We start from the raw sequence: 21143 nt of genomic DNA, 5'->3' as shown, positions 1-21143 counted from the left end.
GAGCGCATGCACATGGACATCGACGTCAGGGGCCCGCGCTTCGGGGCTGCCGTCACCACTGTCGTACTCGCCGCCGTCCTCGTCACGGGCAGCGGCCTCCTGCTCGCCTGGCAGGCACTCTGCTTCGCCGTGGGGGCAGTGGCCGGAGTACCGCGTTCGCCGTACGGCCTGCTCTTCCGTGCGGTGGTACGGCCCCGGATCGGACCGCCGGCCGAGTTCGAGTCGCCCGCTCCGCCGCGCTTTGCGCAGGTCGTGGGGCTGGGCTTCGCCCTGGCCGGTCTGATCGGCTGCCTCTGGGGACCGTCGTGGCCGGCAATGGCCGCCACCGGATGCGCCCTGGCCGCAGCGTTCCTCAATGCCGTATTCGGGTACTGCTTGGGATGCGAGCTGTATCTGCTCTTCCGTCGGGCCACGACGGCACGGCACTGAAAGTGACAAGAATCTCGCCCAGCGGAGCCGCCAGGACTGGTCAGCACGACGCACATGGGGCACGATCGGCGCCATGCCGAAAACCTACGGCTGCGTAACTTCCGCCGGGAGAACCCTCCCCGGGCACAACAGAAGGGTCCTTCCCAGATGGCAGAGCTCGTCTATCGGCCGGTCATCGGCGCCGCTCGCACGATGTTCAAGGCGCTGGACCTGAAGATCGACACTCAGGGCTGGGAAAACATCCCCCGCTCGGGCGGTGCTGTGCTCGTCAGCAACCACATCAGCTATCTGGACTTCATCTTCGCCGGCCTCGTGGCACTCCCCCAGAAGCGTGTGGTGCGCTTCATGGCGAAGGAATCCGTCTTCCGGCACAAGATCTCCGGCCCGCTGATGCGCGGTATGAAGCACATCCCGGTGGACCGCAAGCAGGGCGAGACCGCCTACGCGCACGCGCTGGACTCGCTGCGCGCGGGCGAGATCATCGGCGTCTTCCCCGAGGCCACGATCTCGCAGTCGTTCACGCTCAAGAGCTTCAAGTCGGGTGCGGCCCGGATGGCCCAGGAGGCCGGCGTACCGCTGATCCCGATGGCCCTGTGGGGTACCCAGCGGATCTGGACCAAGGGCCGCCCGCGCAACTTCAGGCGCAGCCACATCCCGGTGACGATCCGCGTCGGCGAGCCGGTGGAGGCTCCGTCCGACCAGTACGCGGGTGCGATCACCCGGCGGCTGCGCGAGCGGGTGCAGGAGCTTCTCGAGGCCGCGCAGCGCGCCTATCCCGTACGCCCCAAGGACGCGAGCGACACCTGGTGGGTGCCCGCGCACCTCGGCGGTACGGCGCCGACCGCGGCCGAGGTCCGCGAGGCCGGCTGAAACGTCACGCCGTCACGGTGAGCGGCACGTTCACAGTGCGGTGGGCAGCGTCCGCCACAGGGAGGGACGGTCCGGGGCTTCGCGCAGCGCGCCGATGACGGCCGGATGCGGCCGGGCGTGGAGCCCGGGGTAGTCCACCTCCCCGAGCTGAGGCCGCACCACCCACGCGAGCCGCTCACCGTCGAGCGAGAACTGTGCGTCGACGCCCGGCATGTTGCCCCGCGGATCCTGGCGGTGCCAGCCTTCCCGGCCGGGCAGTCCGACCGCAACGAGGCCGTGGACGAGGGGATCCGATCCGTCGTCACCGGCCAGCCGCTGGTAGCACAGGGCGGTGGGGATGTGCCGCGCGCGCAGCAGCGCGGTCAGGGCATGGGCCTTGGCGTGGCAGATGCCGGTGGCCTTCTCGAGCACGTCGGAGGCGCGCCAGGTGACACGCATGTCCCCCGCGTCGCTGGAGTGCGGGATGGCGTCACGGACGAATTCGTAGGCCGCCTTGGCGTATGTGTATGCATCATCGCCGTCGGCACGGAGGCGGGCCGCCGTCTCCCGCACCAGCGGGTGCTCATGGTCGATGACCTCGTCGGCGGCGAGATACGCGGACAGAGTGGGTACTTGCTGGATCAGCTCCATACCTGCCGACCCTAAAGAAGCGGCCGACCGGAAAGCAATCGCTTTCCGGTCGGCCATATACTTATGCAGAGTTGACTATCTGGCCATCTCTTCCTTCAGCGCTTGCAGGAAGGCGTCGACATCGTCCTCGGTGGTGTCGAAGGAGCACATCCAGCGGACATCACCCGCCGCCTCGTCCCAGAAGTAGAAGCGGAAACGCTCCTGCAGACGCTCGCTCACGTCGTGCGGCAGGCGCGCGAAGACGGCGTTGGCCTGGACGGGATAGAGGATCTCCACACCGTCGACCGCGCGCACACCCGCGGCCAGCCGCTGGGCCATGGCGTTGGCATGCCGGGCGTTGCGCAGCCAGAGATCACGCGCCAGCAAAGCCTCCAACTGCACCGACACGAAACGCATCTTGGAGGCGAGCTGCATCGACAGCTTGCGCATGTGTTTCATATGGCTGACGGCATCCGGGTTGAGGACGATCAGCGCCTCACCGAACATCATGCCGTTCTTGGTGCCGCCGAACGACAGCATGTCCACGCCCACGGCGTTGGTGAACGCACGCATCGGTACATCGAGCGACGCCGCGGCGTTGGATATCCGGGCCCCGTCGAGATGGACCTTCATACCCCGCTCATGGGCGTGTTCGCAGATGGCGCGGATCTCGTCGGGGGTGTAGACCGTGCCCAGCTCGGTGTTCTGCGTGATCGAAACGACCTGCGGCATCGCCCGGTGCTCGTCGTCCCAGCCGAACGCCTGCCGGTCGATGAGTTCGGGCGTCAGCTTCCCGTCCGGGGTTGGTACGGTCAGCAGCTTCAACCCGCCCATCCGCTCCGGCGCGCCGCCCTCGTCCACGTTGATGTGGGCGGTCTCGGCGCAGATCACCGCGCCCCAGCGGTCGGTGAGCGCCTGGAGCGCCGTCACGTTGGCGCCGGTGCCGTTGAAGACCGGAAAGGCCTCCGCGGTCGGGCCGAAGTGGCTGTGCATGATCCGCTGGAGGTGGTCGGTGTATTCGTCCGCGCCGTACGCGACCTGGTGGCCGCCGTTGGCCAGCGCGAGCGCCGCCAGCACCTCGGGGTGGACGCCGGCGTAGTTGTCGCTGGCGAAACCCCGTACGGACGGGTCGTGGTGCCTACGGGCGTCGGTCTTCGGCGGTATCACGGCTTGGGGGTCAGCCACAGTCGCTGTCCATTCACATCCCGGGCGGGCCGGTCCCAGACTCCGGCGATGGCCTCGGCCAGTTCCGACACGTCCGTGAAGCCCGCGAACTTCGCGTTCGGGCGCTCGGCGCGCATGGCGTCGTGCACGAGTGCCTTGACGACCAGGATGGCAGCCGCGGCCTTGGGCCCTTCCTCGCCCCCTGCCTTGCGGAAGGCGTCGGCGAGCGCCAGCGTCCACGCCTCGGCCGCGGCCTTGGAGGCGGCGTACGCGGCATTGCCCGCGGTGGGCGCGCTGGCCCCGGCCGCGCTGATCAGCAGAAAGCGGCCGCGGTCACTGCGCAGCAGCGGGTCGTGGAAGGCGAGTGAGGTGTGCTGGACGGTACGGATCAGCAGCTTCTCCAGCAGGTTCCAGTCCGCGACGGCGCTCTCGGCGAAGGAGGCGCTGCCGCGCCAGCCGCCGACGAGATGGACCAGGCCGTCGACCCTGCCGAACTCCTTCTCGGTCTTGTCCGCCCACTCCCGGGTGGCGGCCAGATCGAGGAGGTCGACGGTGTCTCCGGTAACGGTCGCCCCACCGTGCGCGTACCGGGCGGCGTCGACCGCCTCGGCCAGGCGCACCGGGTCCGCGTCCGAGGCGACGACGGTCGCACCGGCCTCGGCAAGGCGCAGCAGAGCGGAGCGGCCGGCCGGCCCCGCCGCTCCGGCCACCGCCACTACGGCGCCCTCAAGCGCCCCGTTGCCGTTTTTGATCATGGTCGTTACCTCCTCCGTGCCAGAGCTCACGCGGACACCTGCTCGGCGCTCGCCGCGGTGATCCCCTTGGTGGAGGCGATCACGGTCTTCAGCTTCTTGGAGAGCGCCTCAAAGAACATGCTCAGCGGAAACTCGTCCGGAAGCACATCGTCGACGAGCTTGCGGGGCGGCTGGGACAGGTCGAGGGCGTCGGGGCCCTTGGCCCAGCGGGAGCCGGGGTGCGGAGCGAGGTAGGTGGAGACCAGGTCGTACGCGGCGAACCAGTGGACCAGCTTGGGGCGGTCGATGCCGTCGCGGTAGAGCTTCTCGATCTCGGCGCAGAGCTCGTTGGTGACCTTCGGAGCGCGCTCCCAGTCGATCTTCAGCGTGTTGTCGGTCCAGCGCAGCACATCGTGCTTGTGGAGGTATGCGAAGAGCAGCTGACCGCCGAGACCGTCGTAGTTGCGCACGCGGTCACCGCTGACCGGGAAGCGGAACATCCGGTCGAAGAGCACGGCGTACTGCACATCGCGGCCGTGCGCGTTGCCCTCGGACTCCAGCTTCACGGCCTCCTTGAAGGCGGTGAGGTCACAGCGCAGCTCCTCCAGGCCGTACATCCAGAACGGCTGGCGCTGCTTGATCATGAAGGGGTCGAAGGGCAGGTCGCCATGGCTGTGGGTGCGGTCGTGGACCATGTCCCAGAGCACGAACGCGTTCTCGCAGCGCTCCTGGTCGGCGACCATCTCGCGGATGTCGTCGGGCAGTTCGAGGCCGAGGACGCGCACGGCCTCCTCGGTGACGCGACGGAAGCGGGCGCCCTCGCGGTCGCAGAAGATGCCGCCCCAGGTGAAGCGCTCGGGGGCCTCGCGCACGGCGATGGTCTCCGGGAAGAGCACCGCGGAGTGGGTGTCGTAGCCGGCGGTGAAGTCCTCGAAAGCGATGCCGCAGAAGAGGGGGTTGTCGTAGCGGGTGCGCTCCAGCTCGGAGAGCCACTCGGGCCAGACCATGCGCAGCACGACCGCTTCGAGGTTGCGGTCCGGGTTGCCGTTCTGCGTGTACATGGGGAAGACGACCAGGTGCTGCAGTCCGTCCACACGGTTGGCGGCGGGCTGGAAGGCGAGCAGCGCGTCCAGGAAGTCGGGGACGCCGAAGGCGCTGTCGGCCCACTTGTGCAGATCGGCGACGAGCGCCCGGTGGTACGCGTCGTCGTGCGGAAGCAGCGGGGAGAGCTCCTCCACGGCGTCGATCACACGGTCGAGGGCGGCCTCGACGGCGACGCGGGTGGGGGCACCCTCGGCGTCGAAGTCGATCGAGCCGTCCTTGGACTGCCAGGGCCGGATCTCCTCGACGGCATTCTTGAGCGCCGGCCAGGCCGGGTTCTCGATCACCCGCCCGGAGGGGGATATGCCCCTTGCGGCAACGTCCTGCACAAGAATTTCCGTCATGTCACTTCCTTCACGGGAGAACCTCGCGTCAAGACACCGTATCTGTGCGTCGTTCTCTCGTACAAGTGGGGTTATGAGAAATTATCCTGCGCGACCCCCCTGATCGCCGAAGTTTTTGCGGTCGACGGCGGCATAGGCGACGGCTTCTGCCAATCGCCTCGAGGCGTGGCGGCTGCTGTCCACAAGATCGCCGAGTCCCGAGTCCCGACCGGCGGGTGCCGGGTGGCACTGCGCCGGAGCAAGCGTCGGAAGCTCTCCAAACGGGCGCCGGCCGAGTCGTTGTCGGCCGACCCGGCACAGCCGACCGTGCCCCCGCGTCAAGCCACGGAAGACGCGCCCACGCGCGAGTGACGCGGCTCCCGGCGTACGGCCTGCCGGGAGACAGTACGGACGGCTTCGTCCTCCCTCCTTCCTCCGGTGCCGTACCCCGTGAGCACCCGTGCCGACCTTGCCGCAGCACTCGTCACCGGTTTCGTCCCGGGGATCGCGGAGGCCCGAGCGGTCCCCTCCACTCCCCCGCGCGCGAGCGGTCCCCTCGTCGAGGCGGGCCGTTAGGCTGCGTGCTTGCCGCGCGGGTGCCAGGCTGCGCCGCGCGGGAGCCGCCGTCGACGGAAGCGAGAGAATCTTGACTTTCCTCACCATCGGTCATCGCGGGGTCATGGGCGTCGAGCCGGAGAACACCCTGCGCTCCTTCGTCCGCGCCGAGCAGGCCGGCATGGACGCCATCGAACTGGATCTGCATCTGAGCAAGGACGGCGCGCTCGTCGTCATGCATGACGCCGACGTGAACCGTACGACCGACGGAAAGGGGCCGATCGCCGACAAGACCCTCGCCGAGCTGCGGGAACTCGACGCGGGCCACGGCGAGCGGGTGCCGGTCTTCGAAGAGGTCCTGGACGCCGTCCAGTCCCCGCTGCAGGCGGAAATCAAGGACGTGGCGGCAGCACGGGCGCTCGCCGACGTCATGCACCGCCGCGATCTCGTCCACCGCGTCGAGGTGTCGTCCTTCCACGACGACGCGATCGCCGAGATCTCCTCCCTGGTGCCGGGCGTACGGACGGTGCTCATCGCCAGCCGGTGGGGCGCCGACATCGTGGACCGGGCGAAGGCGGTGGGCGCCGCCTCGCTCGCGCTGAACATCCGCAGGCTGACCCTGGAGACCGTCGAGCACGCACACGGCGAGCGCCTGCACGTGATCGGCTGGGTGGTGAACACCCAGGACCATCTGCGGCTGGTGCGCGCCCTCGAACTCGACGGCGCGACCACCGACTTCCCCGAGATCCGGCGCACCGGCCGCTTCACGGCCTGAACGGTCCGGGGGCCTGGCCTAGGAGAGCGGCAGGTCTTTCACCAGCAGCTCGAAAGCAAGATCGTCACGCTGCGGTATGCCGAAGCGCTCGTCGCCGTACGGGAAGGGGCTCAGCTTTCCCGTACGGCGGTAGCCGCGGCGCTCGTACCAGGCAATCAGCTCGTCGCGGACCGAGATCACGGTCATGTGCATCTCCTGCACGCCCCAGAGCTCGCGCGCGCTGCGCTCCGCCTCGGCGATGATCTGCCGGCCCAGGCCCGCGCCCTGCAGTCCGGGACGGACCGCGAACATGCCGAAGTAGGCGGCGTCGCCGCGGTGCTCGAGCTGGCAGCAGGCGATCACCTCGCCGTCGCGCTCCGCGATCAGGAGACGGCTGCCGGGAGTGGTGATGACCGCGCGGACGCTTTCCGGATCGGTCCGCTGCCCGTCGAGAATGTCCGCCTCGGTGGTCCAGCCGGTCCGGCTCGTGTCGCCTCGGTACGCGGACTCGATCAGCGGGACGAGCGCGGGCACATCGGCCTCGACGGCATCACGGTAGGTGAGTGGCGCAAAGTCCCGGGGCGGTGCGGTGTCCATGCGTGGCTCTCCGTTCTCTTCGGTGCACGGTGCGCGTGCGCCTCACGAGACTAACTCGGCCTCTTCGCCGTAGGGTCCGGGGCATGGTGCACGTGCTGAGCAGCCGGATCCTGCTGCGCCCGACCGATCCCGAGCGGTCACGGCGGTTCTACGGCGAGACGCTCGCCCTCCCTGTCTACCGGGAGTTCGGTACCGGCCCGGAGCGGGGCACGGTCTACTTCCTGGGCGGCGGCCATCTCGAGGTCTCGGGCCGGTCGGCGGCGCCGCCCGGCCCCACCCTGGAGCTGTGGATCCAGGTCGCGGACGTACAGGCGGCGTACGAGGAACTGGCGGAGCGCGGGGCCGAGGTGCTGCGGCCCCCGCGACGCGAGCCGTGGGGACTGATCGAGATGTGGATCAGCGACCCGGACGGTCACCGGATCGCGGTGGTCGAAGTCCCCGCCGACCACCCGCTGCGGTACCGGCCCTGACAGACGGGTGCTGTTCCGGCTCCCTGCGGGCGGCCGCGGTGCGCTGCGGTTCCAGCCGGGGCGCGGCGCCGATTCCACCGGCAGCCGGGTGCAGTCGTAGCGCAGCTCGGTGAGAATCGTGCTCCACATACTCCTGGGCGAGCGACGTCGCCGAGGCGATCGGGGAGGCGCAGGGCGGGCCGGGCCGGACATCAACCCGGAGGCCCCGGAGGCCGCCCGGGAACGCCTCACCACCCTGGTCGAAGGGCTCGGCGAGCGCCGGCTCAGCAGCTCGCCGAGCCCGGAGCGCGCCCTTGAGCTGCTCAGCGGTGCCTTCGCCGTCGAGCTCGTCGACCTCGGCGAGCGGTAGCGACGCCCTCCGGCGGATTCCCGGCCGTCCGGCTCGCTCCGCCGGTCCTGCCCGTCCGGCTCGCTCCGGCGGTCCTGCCCGTCCGGTCTCTCCGGCGGTTGAGCCGCACGGGGGCAGAATGCCGCGCGGCCGGGTGAGGATCCCGTACCGGCACGGGCGGCAGCCTCGACCGGCGGTCGAGGCGCGCTCGATTTCCGGGCGCATGCTCCCCGCGTACACCCGTGCGCTCGCGTAGGACGCGCTGAGCCGGGCATCGACTCCTCGACACCGTCGACGGGGGGAGGTGCGCCGTGCACGGACCGGCGATGGCCGGCTGGCTGCTCGTGGCGCTGTGCGGGGCGACCGTGGCGTACTGCCTGGTGCGGATGCGCAGTTGCTCCGGCGAGGCCCGCAGGGCGGCCGGAGGTGAAGCTCTGATGGGCTTCGGAATGGCCGCGATGGCGGTGCCCGTCGCCGTCCTCGCGCTGCCGGAGTGGGGCTGGGTGGTGTACGCCGCGGTCTTCGGCGCCGCCGCGCTGCGCACCCTGCGGCCCGCCCTGCGAGGCGGCCACCATCTGCACCATCTCGTCGGCTCCCTCACCATGGTCTACATGGCGGTGGTGATGAGGTCCGGCGGCGGGGAGCACGCCGGGCATTCGGCCGCCGGGGTGCCGCTGCTCACCGGCGCGCTGCTGGTGTACTACACCGTGTACGTGCTGCGTTCGGGGTTCCGGCTGATGCCCGTGCCGTCCCCCGCGGGCGGCGCGGCGACGGCGACGCTCTCCTGGGGCGGGCGCCCCGAGCTGGCCCTGGCCTGCAGGCTTTCCATGGGCATCGCCATGCTGACGATGCTGCTCGCCCTCTGACTCGCCCCTCGGCTCACGCTGTTGAAACCGTGTCCTGCGTCACTTGGCACGTCAGGTCATACCCGCAAGTAGCCCCGCGCTCATAGGCTGACGCTTATGTGGGTCTCCCTCGCGCTGCTGCTGCTAGGCGCACTGGCCTCCGTCCTGGCCCCGCGACTTCTGTCGCGGCCGGACTGGCCGGAGCGCGAGCCCGTGGTGGCGCTGTGGGTCTGGCAGTGCGTGGTGGCCGGCGTGCTGCTGTGCTTCGGGCTCTCCATGACGTTCAGCGCGGCCGCGGCCTGGCAGCTGGTACGAGGTCATGTCTTCGCACCCGCCCCGCACGGCGTGGTCGAGGCGTACGCCCTCGGCGCGCACGAACCCTGGGCCGCCGTCCTCGCGGTCCTTCTGGCGTGCGGAGGGCTGTGGACCGGGGCGATGCTCACCCGGGAGATCCACCGGGCCCGTGTGCGGCGCAGGAAGCGGCGTACGGAACACCTGGTGCGCTCCCCTCTGCTGCCGGGCGAGGAGCCGGGCAGCGAGCCATTGGCCGTGCTGGAGGGCGAGCGGCCCGACGCCTGGTGGCTGCCGGGTGCCGCACCCCAACTGGTCATCACCACCGCGGCGTTGCGCCGACTGAAGGGCCGTCAGCTCGATGCCGTACTGGCGCACGAGCAGGGTCACGCCCAGGCGCGGCACGACTGGCTGCGGCACTGTTCCGGCGCGCTCGCCAACGGCTTTCCGCAGGTGCCGGTGTTCGCGGCGTTCCGTGACGAGATGCACCGGCTGGTCGAGCTGGCCGCCGACGATGTCGCCTCGCGGCGCTTCGGCCGGCTCACCATCGCACTGGCTCTGGTCGAACTCAACGAGGACCGCGGAGTGTTCGGCCCCTGTCCCACGCCGCACGCCCAGCTGCCGCAGCGGGTGAACCGGCTGCTGACACCGGCGCCGCGGCTCACCGCGGGGCACCGTCTGCGGCTGACCGCGGCCGCCGCGCTGGTACCGGTGGTTCCGCTCGTGGTGGCCTTCGTGCCGGGACTGCGGGCACTGGGTTAGCCTCGGGGGCCGGTCAACGGCGAGGATCTCCCCATGCACTCCCCACGCCCGGCACCCCCCACACCCCCGGCGCCCTCCCGGGCCGGCGCACCGGCCTGTACGGGCGCGCTGTTCGCCGCCCTCTCCCTGGCACTGGTGATCCTGGTCGCCGCTTCCTGGTCCCCCCTGCTCTCCTTCGACCGTGCGGTGACAGATCCACTGCACCGCTGGGCAGTGGCCGAGCCGGCACTCACCCGGGTGAACCGGGTGTTCAGCGACTGGGTGTGGGATCCGTGGACGATGCGTGCGCTGATCGCCGCGGCCGTCATCCGGCTGTGGCTGCTGCGGGAGCGGCTGCTCGCCGTGTGGATCGCGGTGACGAGTGCGCTGGCCGCTCTCCTCCAGCAGGGACTGAAGGCGGCCGTGGGCCGGGAGCGTCCGCAGTGGCCCGACCCGGTCGACTCCGCCCACTACGCGGCCTTCCCCTCCGGCCATGCGATGACGGCCATGGTCACCTGCGGCCTGCTGCTGTGGCTGTTCAGGCGGTGCGGAATGAGCGGGCGCCCATGGGCCGTGAGCGTCGCTGTCGCGGCCGTCTCCGTCGCCGGAGTGGGCCTCACACGGCTGTACCTCGGCGTGCACTGGCCCTCGGACGTGCTGGGCGGCTGGCTGCTCGGCGCATGTGTCATCGCTCTCTCCATCGCCTCCTACGAACGTGTGGTCTTGTCGCGGAAGCGGTGACCCGGAAAGGATCACCATCATGGCGATCAAGGGTGTGCTCTTCGACTTCTCCGGAACGCTCTTCCGTATCGAATCGGTCGAGGGCTGGCTGCGCGCCGTCCTGGACGCGCGGGGCACCACGCTCCCCGAGCCCGAACTCTCCCGCTGCACCATGGAGTTGGATGCCGCCGGCGCACTTCCCGGCGGCTCGTCCCCGCTGCGGCTGCCGCCGCACCTCACCGAGCTGTGGGCGACCCGCGACGAGAGCAGGGAGCGGCACCGGGCCGCGTACACCGGTCTCGCCCGCCAGGTGGCACTGCCGGACGAGGGTCTGTACGACGCGCTGTACGAGCGCCACATGACTCCGGCCGCCTGGCGCCCGTACCCGGACGCCGAAGGGGTGCTGCGCGCGCTGCGCGAGCGGGGTGTGGGCGTGGCGGTGGTCAGCAACATCGGCTGGGATCTGCGGCCGGTCTTCCGCGCCCACGGCCTGGACGCCCTGGTGGATGCGTATGTCCTGTCGTACGAGCACGGCGTGCAGAAGCCTGATGTGCGTCTGTTCCGGGCCGCCTGCCAGGAGCTGGGCCAGGACCCGGGCGATGTCCTGATGGTGGGCGACGACCGGAGCGCGGACGGCGGAGCCGTGGATCTCGGCTGTGCGGTGCATTTCGTGGATCATCTGCCGGTGGACGAACGTCCGGCGGGGCTGCGCCCGGTTGTCCGGCTGACCGACTGAGCACCGGCGCGACAGAGAGACACTGAAGGCATGACAAATTGCCCGAACCGGACGATCCCCCGCGTCGCCCGGTTCGGGCACCACACCCACTGACCAGGCCCTGAAGGCTGCACAGCGGGACGCGCTGAGTATATTGGCTCAGAGCCAGTCAACGCAGGAGTCCAGCATGTCCCCGCGGAGCGCATCGGTCAATGAAGAGCTTCGTCGGCGTTCCCGGGAGCGGCTTCTGCAGGCGACCGTGGATCTCGTCGACGAGCGCGGGTACGAGGCCACGACGCTGGCCGACATCGCCGACCGGGCGGGCGCGGCACGCGGGCTGGTGTCGTACTACTTCCCGGGAAAAAGGCAGCTGCTGCAGTCGGCCGTGCACCGGATGATGCACCGCGCGCTGGAGGCGGCGCTGGAGCGCGAGCCCCGCACGGAGGACGGCCGGGAGCGGCTGGCCCGGGCGATCGACGCCATTCTCGGGCTCGCGGTCGACCGCCCCGTACTGATGCGCACACATATGTCGGGAGTCCTGCAGGCCGAGGGATTCGTCCAGTGCCCGGAACAGCAGCACCTCGCTTCCCTGCTGCGCGACACGGTGGAGCGGTACGGCGCGCGGGATGTCGACACGGAGTATCCGCTGCTGCGCGCGCTGCTGATGGGCGCGGTCTTCGCGTTGCTGCTGCCCGGCGCGCCGATGCCGCTGGCGCGGCTGCGTGCGGAGTTGTTCCAGCGGTACGGACTGGACTGGGACCTCGGCGTTCCGCCGGGCGAGGGGCCGCCCGGCGGAACGCGTCATGACGCCTTCGGTCAGTCGTCGAAGTCGTCGAAATAGTCGGGCTGCGTCTGCACGTTGAGCTCGTGCATGCGCACCCGCTTCGCCGGGTCCGTACGCCTGTCCTCGATCTTCAGGACGTCGAGCCCCTTGGCGATGTCGTTGGAGAAGACATAGCCGTTGTAGTAGTACGCCGACCAGGAGCCCGCGGTGGTGACCCGGTCAAGGGTGACGGGGCCGCGCTCGAAGTACCCGATCTCCTTGGGCTTCGAGGAGTCGGTGAAGTCCCACACCGAGATACCGCCCTGGTACCAGGCCTGGACCATGAGGTCACGGCCCTTCACCGGGATGATCGAGCCGTTGTGGGCCACGCACACCTCGGCGTCCGCCTGGTGCCGGTCGATCTTGAAGTAGCTGCGGAAGACCAGCTTGCGCCTGTCGCCCTTGCCGACGATGTCGTAGATGCCGTCGGCACCGCGCTTCGGGCCGATCTCGGCGTTGCAGGTGGCGGCGCCTCCGCCGCCCAGCTCGTCGGTGAAGACGACCTTGTTGGCCTTCTGGTTGAAGGTCGCCGAGTGCCAGAACGCGAAGTTGACGTTGTCCTGGACCTGGTCGATGACCTCCGGCCGCTCCGGGTTGCTGATGTCGAACAGGATGCCGTCACCCATGCAGGCGCCGGCGGCCAGGTCCTTGGAGGGGAGCACCGTGATGTCGTGGCAGCCGGTGGTCTTGGAGACGCCCGGGTTGGTGGGACCGCCCGGGTTGCCGCCGCCGTCGGGGCCGTCACCCGGGAAGAGCACCGGGAAGTTCACGACCGCGGACTTCTGGGGCGCCTTGCGCGGCACCTTGATGACGGTGATTCCGTCGTGCGGCGGCTGGCAGTCCGGGAAGGCCGCGTTCGGCGAGTACGAGGAGACGTACACATAGACGTTGCGACGCTCGGGGACGATCGTGTGCGTGTGCGAGCCGCACGCGGTCTCGACAGCGGCGACGTACTTCGGGTTGCGCTTGTCGCTGATGTCGAAGATCTTCATGCCCTCCCAGGACGACTTCTCCGTCGCGGGCTGCGAGACGCTGTTGCAGGAGTTGTCGCTGCGCGAGGCATCGGTGGACAGGAAGAGCAGATCACCGGAGACGGAGATGTCGTTCTGCGCTCCGGGACACAGCACCTGGGCGACGGTCCTGGGGGCCTTCGGGTTGCTGATGTCGAAGATCCGGAAGCCGTCGTAGTTGCCCGCGAAGGCGTACTTCCCTTGGAACGCCAGGTCCGAGTTGGTGCCCTGGAGAGCATCCTTGGGGATGTTGGCGACGTGCTTGATGTTGTCGCTGTGGACGATCTCGTCCACGCCGGGGATGTCGCCGCTCTTGATGGCCGACCTGGCGTCGGCCTCCTGCCGGCTGGAGATCTTCTCCTTGGCAGGTACGTCCCCGGGGTCTGGTGTGGCGACCGCGGGTCCGGCCGTCAGCAGGGTGGCGAGGAGCCCGGCCGCGGCTGCCGCCACGCCCAGACGTCTGCGCCGCACTCGGGTGGGGTGCAACAGGGTCACTGCGTCCTCCCTTGTAGCCGTTCGCGGTTGAACGGTTCACGGACCCCGGCAGTATCTTCCCTAGCATGCACATCTCAACAGATGGCAACACAGACGTAATGAAAGTTTTTGATCAACGGCGTGCACAAGCGTGCTAGGAACATCCCCAAACACCCCAAGTGCCAGAGGAGGTCACCGTGTTGAGCCGCCGTAGAACCACGCGTGTCCACAGGTCCGTCGTCGCGGCAGCGGTCGCTGCCGCCGTACTCGCCCTGGGCGCCTGCGAGTCGGGCTCCGATGCTCCTGCCAAGGCCAAGGGGGATGCGGGCCCGTCGGTGGTAGCGCCGGGGAAACCGGGCGAGCCGGCCAGGACTCTCTCCGCCGAGGAGGCCGCGAAGGCCGTTCCGGACGACAGCCCCAACGCGGCGGACTTCAGCTACGCGCAGATGATGATCACCCACCACAGCCAGGCGCTGACGATGACCGCCCTGGTGCCGGACCGTACGGAATCCACGCAGGTCAAGCGGCTCTCAGAGCGAATTTCCGCCGCGCAGAAGCCGGAGATCGCCGCGATGGAAGGGTGGCTGAAAAGCAACGGCGGAGAGAAGGCGAAGGAGTCGGGGAAGGACGGTCACGACCACGGACACGGGGCGATGCCCGGGATGGCGACGGACGCTCAGCTCGCGCAACTGCGCGGTGCGAAGGGCGCGGCGTTCGACGAGCTCTTCCTGAAACTGATGATCACTCACCATCAGGGAGCCATCACCATGGCGACCGACGCCCTCTCGGAAGGGAACAACATCCTGGTCGAGGAGATGGCGAACGATGTGATCGCCCAGCAGACGAGCGAGATCGGCCGGATGCGCTCCATGTGACGGTGCCGGTGACGGGCGGTGGGACGGGAACGGCGCCGGGTGATGGCGACGGCGACGGGTGACCGGACGGGGAGTGTGCCGGCGGGCGTCGGACGGCTGGAGCAGACACCGGCCGCGGCCGGCTCCGGCGGGCCGCGGGCCAGGCACCCCCTAGCGGCGGTTGTGGCGCGGTGCGAGGTAGCCCTCGTCACGTGCGCTCGCGATCAGCCGGAGCGATCTGCGGCGGCTCCGCCCGGTCGCGCACATCACCGCAAGCACCGGGTCACTGCCTTCCTGCTGCGCCGCCCGGTACGCGTCGGCCGCAATCCGTCGGCCCGCACTGCCGCGCGGCACGGCGGCACGGGCCCGGTGGCGGCCGGAGCGCGCTTCCTCCTGACCGGGGTCGCAGGGCGCGGCGGGGACCGGTTCCGCGGGCGGGGGCCGCTCGACGGCGACCTGGCAGGCGTCCTCGAGCGGGCCCTCGATCAGGTCGGCCAGCACCGCGAAGCCCTCCAGCGGAAGCGGCGGCTCCGCGTGCAGGTCCTCGATGGCGATCCGTCCGTCGTCGACGACGGCGAGGACGTCGATCCGGGCGCCGTCGGCAAAGGTCAGCCGGACGTTGAACCAGGGCGGAGGAAGTTCGCACCCACTGGACTCGGAGGTGGTCGTGCCGCGGCCCTGCAGTTCCCACACGGGCGGGAAGGGCAGAGTCCCGTTCAGTTCATGCCGATCATTAGCGTTAAGAAACGTAATCTCCTGCACATTTAACACGTAACCAGGCACATCATCACTTTCTGTGGCGGCACGCACGGCGCGACGCCACAAGGCACCCCGATGGGGGTCCCCCCATGCACGACGGCTATGGGAGACCATCTCCCCAGCGCCGCACACTGGTGCGATGCTGGAATCCCCCCTGTGGGAAGGAGCGCAGTTGTGCTTCGCGTCGCCGTCGTCGGATCGGGACCCAGCGGGGTCTACGCCGCACAGGCCCTCGCCCAGCAGACGCTGGTGCCGGATGTACGGGTGCATGTACTGGACCGGCTCCCCTGCCCGTACGGACTCGTACGCTACGGAGTCGCGCCCGACCACGAAAAGATCAAGTCCCTGCAGAACAATCTGCGCACCGTGCTGGAGCACGAGCGGATCGACTTCATCGGCAATGTGGAGGTGGGCACGCGCGGCCTCGGCCCCGAAAGGCTGCTGGGGCTCTATCACGCCGTCGTGTACTGCGTGGGAGCCGCCAAGGACCGCAGGCTCGGCATTCCCGGCGAGGAGCTGCCGGGCAGCCACTCGGCCACCGACTTCGTCTCCTGGTACAGCGCCCACCCCGACGCCGCGGGCAACAGCTTCGTGCTGGGGGCCCGTTCGGCCGTGGTGATCGGCGTCGGCAACGTGGCCGTCGACGTGGCCCGCATCCTGGCGCGCGGCGCGGAGGAGCTCCGCCCCACCGATGTGCCGCAGGCGGCGCTCGGCGCGCTCGCGCTGAGCCGGGTCCGCGACGTGCACATGGTGGGCAGGCGCGGCCCCGCGCAGGCCAAGTTCACCACCAAGGAGCTGCGCGAACTGGGCTCCCTGCCCACGGCGGAGGCGGTGGTCGAGCCCGGGGACCTCGCACTGGAGCCTGCGTACGCCGACCCGTCGGGCACCCTGGCATCGGCCCTGCCCGCGGTCAACCGGCGCAATCTCGAGGTGGTACGCGGCTGGGCCGGGCGGGTGCCGCAGGGGAAGGAACGACGTATCCATCTGCGGTTCTTCCTGCGCCCGGTGGAGCTGCTGGAGCGGGACGCGCGGGTGGCGGGCGTACGGTTCGAGCGCACCGTGCCGGACGGTGACGGAGGCGTACGCGGCACGGGCACGTACGAGGAGATCGAGGCGCAGCTGGTGCTGCGAGCGGTGGGCTACCGGGGCGTGCCACTCGCCGGCCTGCCGTTCGACGCGGCGCACGGGACCGTGCCGCATGCCGGCGGCCGGGTACTGCGGGACGGCGTGCCCTCACCCGGCGAATACGTGGCGGGGTGGATCAAGCGTGGCCCGACGGGTGTGATCGGCACCAACCGGCCGTGCGCGAAGGAGACGGTGACCTCGCTGCTCGACGACGCCGCGGCGCTCGTACTGCGACCGGTCGCAAGCGATCCGCTGGCCGAAATGCGGGAGTTGGGGCTGCGGCCGGTGAGCTGGCCGGGCTGGCTGGCGATCGAGGCGGCGGAGGCGGCTCTGGGCAGCACGCTTGGCCGACGGTCCGTCAAGATCCCTGACTGGCCAGGACTGTTGGGAGCAGCGATCACCAACGGAGAGCGGGACGGGAATCGGGCGGAAGACCGGGACGGGGATCGCGAAGGGGACCGGGACGCGGGCGGCGACATGCTGACGCGCTAGACACCCCCTGGGCGGCCGAGCCGGTCCTCCTGCGGCGCCGCCGCGGCAAGGACGCTGTCCAGTAGCCCGGGGAAGAGTGCGTCGAGATCGTCGCGGCGCAGCTCGTTCATCTTCGCGGTGCCCCGGTAGATCTGCTCGGCGCGGTCGGGATGATCATCGAGCTCGAGCAGTCCGGGAAAATCCTCGCGAACGGCGAGGCGGACGCCGTGCCGCTCGGCCGCGAGCTGCTGCGCAACCGGTCCTGGGCCAGGCACGCGGCACGCGAGCTCTGCGGGGAGACCCACGTCCCGGACCAGCACCACGGCTCCGTCCGAGATCGCATGTTCCGCCGACCGATGAGTTCTGGAACCGTGACCGGTCTGCCCTGGGTACGTACGAACCACGCCCACCCGGGCCGACCTGCACAAAGACTCTCCCCACAGGCCACTGTCAGTGGGCAGGTGCAGACTGGCCCCTATCCGAGACAACGGCGTCCTGGAGGTATCGGCCATGACCGATGTTCTGCTGACTGTAGGCACTCGCAAGGGGCTCTTCATCGGCCGCAGGAGCGGCGGAGCATGGGAGTTCGACGGACCGCATTTCAATGCGCAGGCCGTGTACTCCATCGGGATCGATACGCGCGCGTCCGTGCCCCGGCTGCTGGTCGGCGGGGACAGCGCGCACTGGGGACCCTCGGTGTTCCACTCCGACGATCTCGGCAGGACCTGGATCGAGCCGGAGAAACCGGCGGTGAAGTTCCCCAAGGACACCGGAGCCTCCCTGGAGCGGGTCTGGCAGCTGCATCCGGCCGGTCCCGCCGCGCCGGACGTGGTGTACGCGGGCACGGAGCCGGCCGCGCTGTTCCGCTCGGAGGACCGCGGCGAGACCTTCGAGCTCGTACGACCTCTGTGGGAGCATCCGACCCGCTCGAAATGGGTGCCCGGCGGCGGCGGTGAGGCGGTACACACCGTGGTGACCGACCGCCGGGACGCGGATGCCGTGACGGTGGCGGTGTCGACGGCCGGAGTGTTCCGCTCCAAGGACGGCGGAGGAAGCTGGGCGCCGTCCAACCAGGGGGTCTCCGCGGTCTTCCTGCCCGACCCGCACCCCGAGTTCGGGCAGTGCGTCCACAAGATCGCGCAGGACGCGGGGGACCTGGACCGGCTGTATCTGCAGAACCACTGGGGTGTGTACCGCAGCGACGACGCGGGCGCCCGGTGGACCGACATCGGCGATGGGCTGCCCTCGGACTTCGGCTTCGCGGTGGCCGCGCACCCGCACCGGGCCGATACGGCCTATGTCTTCCCGATCACCGCGGACGCGGACCGCGTACCGGCCGGGCGGCGCTGTCGCGTCTACCGTACGAGTGACGCCGGCGGGAGCTGGGAGCCGCTCTCGGCCGGGCTGCCCGAGGGAGATCACTTCGGCACGGTGCTCCGGGACGCGCTGCGCACGGATGACGCGGACCCGGCGGGTGTGTACTTCGGCAATCGCAACGGCGAGGTGTACGCGAGCGCGGACGATGGGGACAGCTGGCAGCTGCTCGCCTCCCATCTGCCGGATGTGCTCTGCGTACGGGCGGCAGCCATGGGTTGAGGGCCGCGGTGCTCGCGCCACCAGTAGAGTGACGCCCGTGGCAGCACGACCGTTGAAAGAAATCGTCGAACCGGGGTGGGCGGATGCGCTCGCCCCCGTGGCCGAACGCATCGCCGCGATGGGCGACTTCCTGCGCGCGGAGATCACCGCGGGACGCACCTATCTGCCGGCCGGAGCGAATGTGCTGCGGGCATTCCAGCAGCCCTTCGAGGAGGTGCGCGTCCTGATCGTCGGTCAGGATCCGTACCCCACGCCCGGGCATGCCGTGGGGCTGAGCTTCTCGGTGGCACCCGAGGTACGGCCGGTGCCCGGCAGCCTGGACAACATCTTCCGGGAGATGCACGCGGACCTGGGGCACCCCCGTCCCGCCAACGGGGACCTCACCCCGTGGACCCGGCAGGGGGTGCTGCTGCTCAACAGGGCGCTGACCACCGCGCCCCGCAAGCCGGCTGCGCACCGCGGCAAGGGGTGGGAGGAGGTGACCGAGCAGGCCATCCGGGCTCTTGCCGCGCGCGGCAAGCCCCTGGTGTCCGTGCTGTGGGGGCGTGATGCCCGCAATCTGCGTCCGCTGCTCGGCGAGCTTCCCGCGATCGAGTCCTCGCACCCTTCCCCCATGTCCGCGGACCGCGGTTTCTTCGGCTCCCGGCCGTTCAGCCGGACCAATGAGCTGCTGGAGCGCCAGGGGGCGCAGCCGGTCGACTGGCAGCTTCCGTGACCGTGAGCCGAGTGCTCGGGGTGGACTCCGGGGGTTCCGGGCTGCGTGTTGCGCTCGCGGACGCCGGGGTCCCGGGCCGCGTCCGGACCACCGTGTCGGGCAAGCCCGTGCGTACCGGCACCGGAGGCATCGACGCGGGACATCTGCTGGACCAGTTGCTGCCGATGGCGCACACGCTGCTGGAGCAGGCCGGGGGCGGCACCGTGTCCGCGGTCGCGATCGGCGCCGCCGGAATGGCGTCGCTCGGCGGGCGGCTGCGCGCCGAGCTCCCGGCGGCGCTGGCAGATGCGCTGGGCGTACGGCGCCTCGTGCTCGCCGCGGACGCGGTCACCGCGTACGCCGGGGCGCTCGGCCAGCGGCCCGGGGCCGTGGTCGCGGCAGGCACCGGCATGATCGCGGTGGGCACGGACCTGTCCGCCTGGCGCCGGGCCGACGGCTGGGGCCATCTGCTCGGCGACTGCGGCAGCGGGGCCTGGATCGGCCGGGCCGGGCTCGAGGCCGCGCTGCGGGCCCACGACGGGCGGCGGGGCGGTTCGGCCGCGCTGCTGGCCCGGATGGAGTCGGTGCTCGGTCCGGCGCAGGAGGTGCCGGGTCTGCTCTACCCGCGCGCCGACCGGCCCGCGGTGCTCGCCTCCTTCGCCCCGGAAGTCGCCCGGTGCGCGCACGGCGACGACGGGGACGCGGGCAACGTGGGCGGGGACCCGGTGGCCGCGGACATCCTGGCCCGGGCCGCCCGGCATATCGCAGAGGCGGCCGCGGCCGCGTGCCCGCCGGCCGGCGAGACGCCCGAGGGATGTGAAGTCGCCCTCACCGGCGGGCTGTTCAAGATGGGCGAGCCTCTTCTCGTACCGCTGCGGGCGGAGCTGGCCGCACAACTGCCGCACGCACGGCCGGTGTCCGCGGCCGGCGATCCGCTCACCGGGGCGCTGCTTCTCGCCTCCGCGCTCGCCACCGATTCGCTGCGGCTGCCGCGCCATCCGACGATGCTGCACGTGCCGACAGAGCAGGGTAGTTGAGGCGTAGGTCACGCATCGGATAAATGCGGACAGATGGCACTTGAGTGCCCCCTCCCCGAGCAGCGACGACCCCAAAACCAGTAGCATGCGGCGCCATGAGCTCCCCCACTGGGCCTGCATCCGGCCTGCCTGTACGAATGCCGCGACCCCGCCAGTCCGGGCGGCACCGCCGCCCGGAACCCGTGGCGGCTCCTGAGGGCGCGCCCGCGCTCGTGCTCGCCGTGCCCGGCGCTCCCTCGCCCGCCACGCGCAGCCTGGCCGAAGAGGTCATAAGCATCGCTCGTTCCGAGCTCCCCGGCCTGGAAGTCGGCATCGGTTACCTCGACGGCGACAACGCCGAGTACCCCACGCTCGAAGGCGTCCTGGCGCACACCGCTGCCCGTCGCACCGAGCGGTACGAGATCGCCAGGGCCGCCGGCCGTGAAGTGGCCGCGCCCGAGGGCCCCGCCGCCGTTGTGGTACCGCTCCTCGCGGGCCCGGACAACGCCCTGAAGCGGCGCATCCGCCAGGCCGTCATGGACAGCCGCGCGAGCGCCGAGCTGACCGACGTGCTCGGCCCGCATCCGCTGCTCGCCGAGGCCCTGCACGTGAGGCTCTCGGAGGCCGGCCTGGCGCGTGCCGACCGCGCCCGGCTGTTCACCGTCGCCACGGCGGCCGACGGCATCATCCTGGCCACGGTCGGCGGCGACGAAGCCGTCCAGGCCGCCGGGATCACCGGCATGCTGCTGGCCGCGCGTCTCGCCGTGCCGGTGATGGCCGCCGCGCTCGACCAGGAGGGCGCGATCGGCGCGATCGCCGACCAGCTGCGCGGTTCCGGCTCGGTGCAGCTTGCCCTGGCCCCGTACCTGGTCGGCCCGGAGCTGCCCGAGGGCCTGCTCGACTCGGCCGCGAAGGAGGCGGGCTGTGCCGCCGCCGACGCGCTCGGCGCCTACCCGGCGATCGGCAAGCTGGTACTGGCGCAGTACGCGTCCGTGCTGGGCATATCTCCGCAGCCGCAGGGCGCCCCCGCGCGCTGACGGACCTCCGTACGGACGGACACCGGCACACGCGTACA

The 21143-nt window shown here is 70.5% G+C and carries 25 protein-coding genes; 17 read left to right on the top strand and 8 right to left on the bottom strand.

The features are described 5' to 3' along the window. Positions 1–12: 12 nt before the first annotated feature. Both OG883_RS35520 and OG883_RS35515 read left to right on the top strand, forming a co-directional pair. Positions 13–429 carry a DUF4395 domain-containing protein gene (locus tag OG883_RS35520; protein ID WP_266553106.1) on the top strand — a complete coding sequence of 139 codons (417 nt, stop codon included), beginning with the start codon at positions 13–15 and terminating at the stop codon, positions 427–429. A 147-nt stretch (positions 430–576) separates the two neighbouring features. Continuing rightward, positions 577–1299, top strand: a complete 723-nt coding sequence (locus OG883_RS35515; protein ID WP_266550500.1) for a 1-acyl-sn-glycerol-3-phosphate acyltransferase — start codon at positions 577–579, stop codon at positions 1297–1299. Between the two features lie 30 nt (positions 1300–1329). Here the strand turns inward: OG883_RS35515 and OG883_RS35510 are convergent, their stop codons facing one another. The 4 genes from OG883_RS35510 to OG883_RS35495 form a co-directional block, all read right to left on the bottom strand. Then, a complete protein-coding gene (locus tag OG883_RS35510) occupies positions 1330–1929 on the bottom strand; it encodes a transglutaminase family protein (protein ID WP_266550497.1) in 600 nt (199 codons plus the stop codon). 75 nt (positions 1930–2004) lie between these two features. Next, entirely contained in the window at positions 2005–3093 is a 1089-nt protein-coding gene (locus OG883_RS35505) for a low specificity L-threonine aldolase (RefSeq protein ID WP_266550494.1), read from the bottom strand. Continuing rightward, positions 3072–3827: an SDR family NAD(P)-dependent oxidoreductase gene (locus OG883_RS35500; protein ID WP_266553104.1), complete on the bottom strand. Its 756-nt coding sequence runs from the start codon at positions 3825–3827 to the stop codon at positions 3072–3074. The genes OG883_RS35505 and OG883_RS35500 overlap by 22 nt, the downstream gene beginning before the upstream one ends. Positions 3828–3853: 26 nt before the next feature. Further along, positions 3854–5251 carry a DUF6421 family protein gene (locus tag OG883_RS35495; protein WP_266550491.1) on the bottom strand — a complete coding sequence of 466 codons (1398 nt, stop codon included), beginning with the start codon at positions 5249–5251 and terminating at the stop codon, positions 3854–3856. A 429-nt stretch (positions 5252–5680) separates the two neighbouring features. On the opposite strand from OG883_RS35495, the gene OG883_RS35490 reads away from it, so the two are divergent. Beyond that, entirely contained in the window at positions 5681–5806 is a 126-nt protein-coding gene (locus OG883_RS35490) for a hypothetical protein (RefSeq protein ID WP_266550488.1), read from the top strand. A 70-nt stretch (positions 5807–5876) separates the two neighbouring features. Continuing rightward, positions 5877–6560: a glycerophosphodiester phosphodiesterase family protein gene (locus tag OG883_RS35485; RefSeq protein WP_266550485.1), complete on the top strand. Its 684-nt coding sequence runs from the start codon at positions 5877–5879 to the stop codon at positions 6558–6560. Positions 6561–6578: 18 nt separating this feature from the next. On the opposite strand, the gene OG883_RS35480 is transcribed toward OG883_RS35485, so the two are convergent. After that, positions 6579–7136: a GNAT family N-acetyltransferase gene (locus OG883_RS35480; RefSeq protein WP_266550483.1), complete on the bottom strand. Its 558-nt coding sequence runs from the start codon at positions 7134–7136 to the stop codon at positions 6579–6581. 83 nt (positions 7137–7219) lie between these two features. Between OG883_RS35480 and OG883_RS35475 the strand changes: the two genes are divergently transcribed. The 7 genes from OG883_RS35475 to OG883_RS35445 all read left to right on the top strand — a co-directional run bounded on the left by OG883_RS35475 (position 7220) and on the right by OG883_RS35445 (position 12087). Next, a complete protein-coding gene (locus OG883_RS35475; protein ID WP_266550481.1) occupies positions 7220–7606 on the top strand; it encodes a VOC family protein in 387 nt (128 codons plus the stop codon). A 118-nt stretch (positions 7607–7724) separates the two neighbouring features. Further along, positions 7725–7955: a hypothetical protein gene (locus OG883_RS35470; RefSeq protein ID WP_266550479.1), complete on the top strand. Its 231-nt coding sequence runs from the start codon at positions 7725–7727 to the stop codon at positions 7953–7955. 290 nt (positions 7956–8245) lie between these two features. Beyond that, positions 8246–8800, top strand: coding sequence for a DUF5134 domain-containing protein (locus OG883_RS35465; protein ID WP_266550477.1), 555 nt, complete (start codon positions 8246–8248; stop codon positions 8798–8800). Positions 8801–8896: 96 nt separating this feature from the next. Continuing rightward, entirely contained in the window at positions 8897–9832 is a 936-nt protein-coding gene (locus tag OG883_RS35460) for a M56 family metallopeptidase (RefSeq protein WP_266550475.1), read from the top strand. Between the two features lie 33 nt (positions 9833–9865). Beyond that, complete coding sequence (locus tag OG883_RS35455; RefSeq protein ID WP_266550472.1) at positions 9866–10552, top strand: phosphatase PAP2 family protein; 687 nt, start codon at positions 9866–9868, stop codon at positions 10550–10552. 19 nt (positions 10553–10571) lie between these two features. After that, complete coding sequence (locus OG883_RS35450) at positions 10572–11267, top strand: HAD family hydrolase (protein ID WP_266550469.1); 696 nt, start codon at positions 10572–10574, stop codon at positions 11265–11267. 166 nt (positions 11268–11433) lie between these two features. Continuing rightward, positions 11434–12087, top strand: a complete 654-nt coding sequence (locus OG883_RS35445) for a TetR/AcrR family transcriptional regulator (protein WP_266550467.1) — start codon at positions 11434–11436, stop codon at positions 12085–12087. Here OG883_RS35445 and OG883_RS35440 read toward each other — a convergent pair. Then, positions 12063–13574, bottom strand: a complete 1512-nt coding sequence (locus OG883_RS35440; protein ID WP_266550464.1) for an LVIVD repeat-containing protein — start codon at positions 13572–13574, stop codon at positions 12063–12065. The genes OG883_RS35445 and OG883_RS35440 overlap by 25 nt on opposite strands. 179 nt (positions 13575–13753) lie before the next feature. Between OG883_RS35440 and OG883_RS35435 the strand changes: the two genes are divergently transcribed. Then, positions 13754–14428, top strand: coding sequence for a DUF305 domain-containing protein (locus OG883_RS35435; RefSeq protein ID WP_266550462.1), 675 nt, complete (start codon positions 13754–13756; stop codon positions 14426–14428). A gap of 150 nt (positions 14429–14578) precedes the next feature. On the opposite strand, the gene OG883_RS35430 is transcribed toward OG883_RS35435, so the two are convergent. Continuing rightward, positions 14579–15091, bottom strand: a complete 513-nt coding sequence (locus tag OG883_RS35430) for a DUF6214 family protein (RefSeq protein ID WP_266553102.1) — start codon at positions 15089–15091, stop codon at positions 14579–14581. A gap of 249 nt (positions 15092–15340) precedes the next feature. Here OG883_RS35430 and OG883_RS35425 point away from each other — a divergent pair, with 249 nt between their 5' ends. Further along, positions 15341–16783: an FAD-dependent oxidoreductase gene (locus tag OG883_RS35425; protein ID WP_266550460.1), complete on the top strand. Its 1443-nt coding sequence runs from the start codon at positions 15341–15343 to the stop codon at positions 16781–16783. On the opposite strand, the gene OG883_RS35420 is transcribed toward OG883_RS35425, so the two are convergent. Beyond that, complete coding sequence (locus OG883_RS35420) at positions 16780–17082, bottom strand: hypothetical protein (protein ID WP_266550458.1); 303 nt, start codon at positions 17080–17082, stop codon at positions 16780–16782. The two genes, OG883_RS35425 and OG883_RS35420, sit on opposite strands and share 4 nt — an antisense overlap. A gap of 190 nt (positions 17083–17272) precedes the next feature. Here OG883_RS35420 and OG883_RS35415 point away from each other — a divergent pair, with 190 nt between their 5' ends. The 4 genes from OG883_RS35415 to OG883_RS35400 all read left to right on the top strand — a co-directional run bounded on the left by OG883_RS35415 (position 17273) and on the right by OG883_RS35400 (position 21105). Next, positions 17273–18358: a sialidase family protein gene (locus OG883_RS35415; RefSeq protein WP_266550455.1), complete on the top strand. Its 1086-nt coding sequence runs from the start codon at positions 17273–17275 to the stop codon at positions 18356–18358. Positions 18359–18395: 37 nt separating this feature from the next. Continuing rightward, complete coding sequence (locus tag OG883_RS35410) at positions 18396–19073, top strand: uracil-DNA glycosylase (RefSeq protein ID WP_266550453.1); 678 nt, start codon at positions 18396–18398, stop codon at positions 19071–19073. Continuing rightward, positions 19070–20089, top strand: a complete 1020-nt coding sequence (locus OG883_RS35405; protein WP_266550450.1) for an N-acetylglucosamine kinase — start codon at positions 19070–19072, stop codon at positions 20087–20089. The genes OG883_RS35410 and OG883_RS35405 overlap by 4 nt, the downstream gene beginning before the upstream one ends. Positions 20090–20184: 95 nt before the next feature. Next, complete coding sequence (locus OG883_RS35400) at positions 20185–21105, top strand: sirohydrochlorin chelatase (protein ID WP_266550448.1); 921 nt, start codon at positions 20185–20187, stop codon at positions 21103–21105. Positions 21106–21143 lie beyond the last annotated feature (38 nt).

The sequence above is a fragment of the Streptomyces sp. NBC_01142 genome, from assembly GCF_026341125.1.
GTDB lineage: Bacteria > Actinomycetota > Actinomycetes > Streptomycetales > Streptomycetaceae > Streptomyces.
Note: the sequence above shows the minus strand (reverse complement) of the source record. Positions and strands in the feature narration are given on the sequence as shown.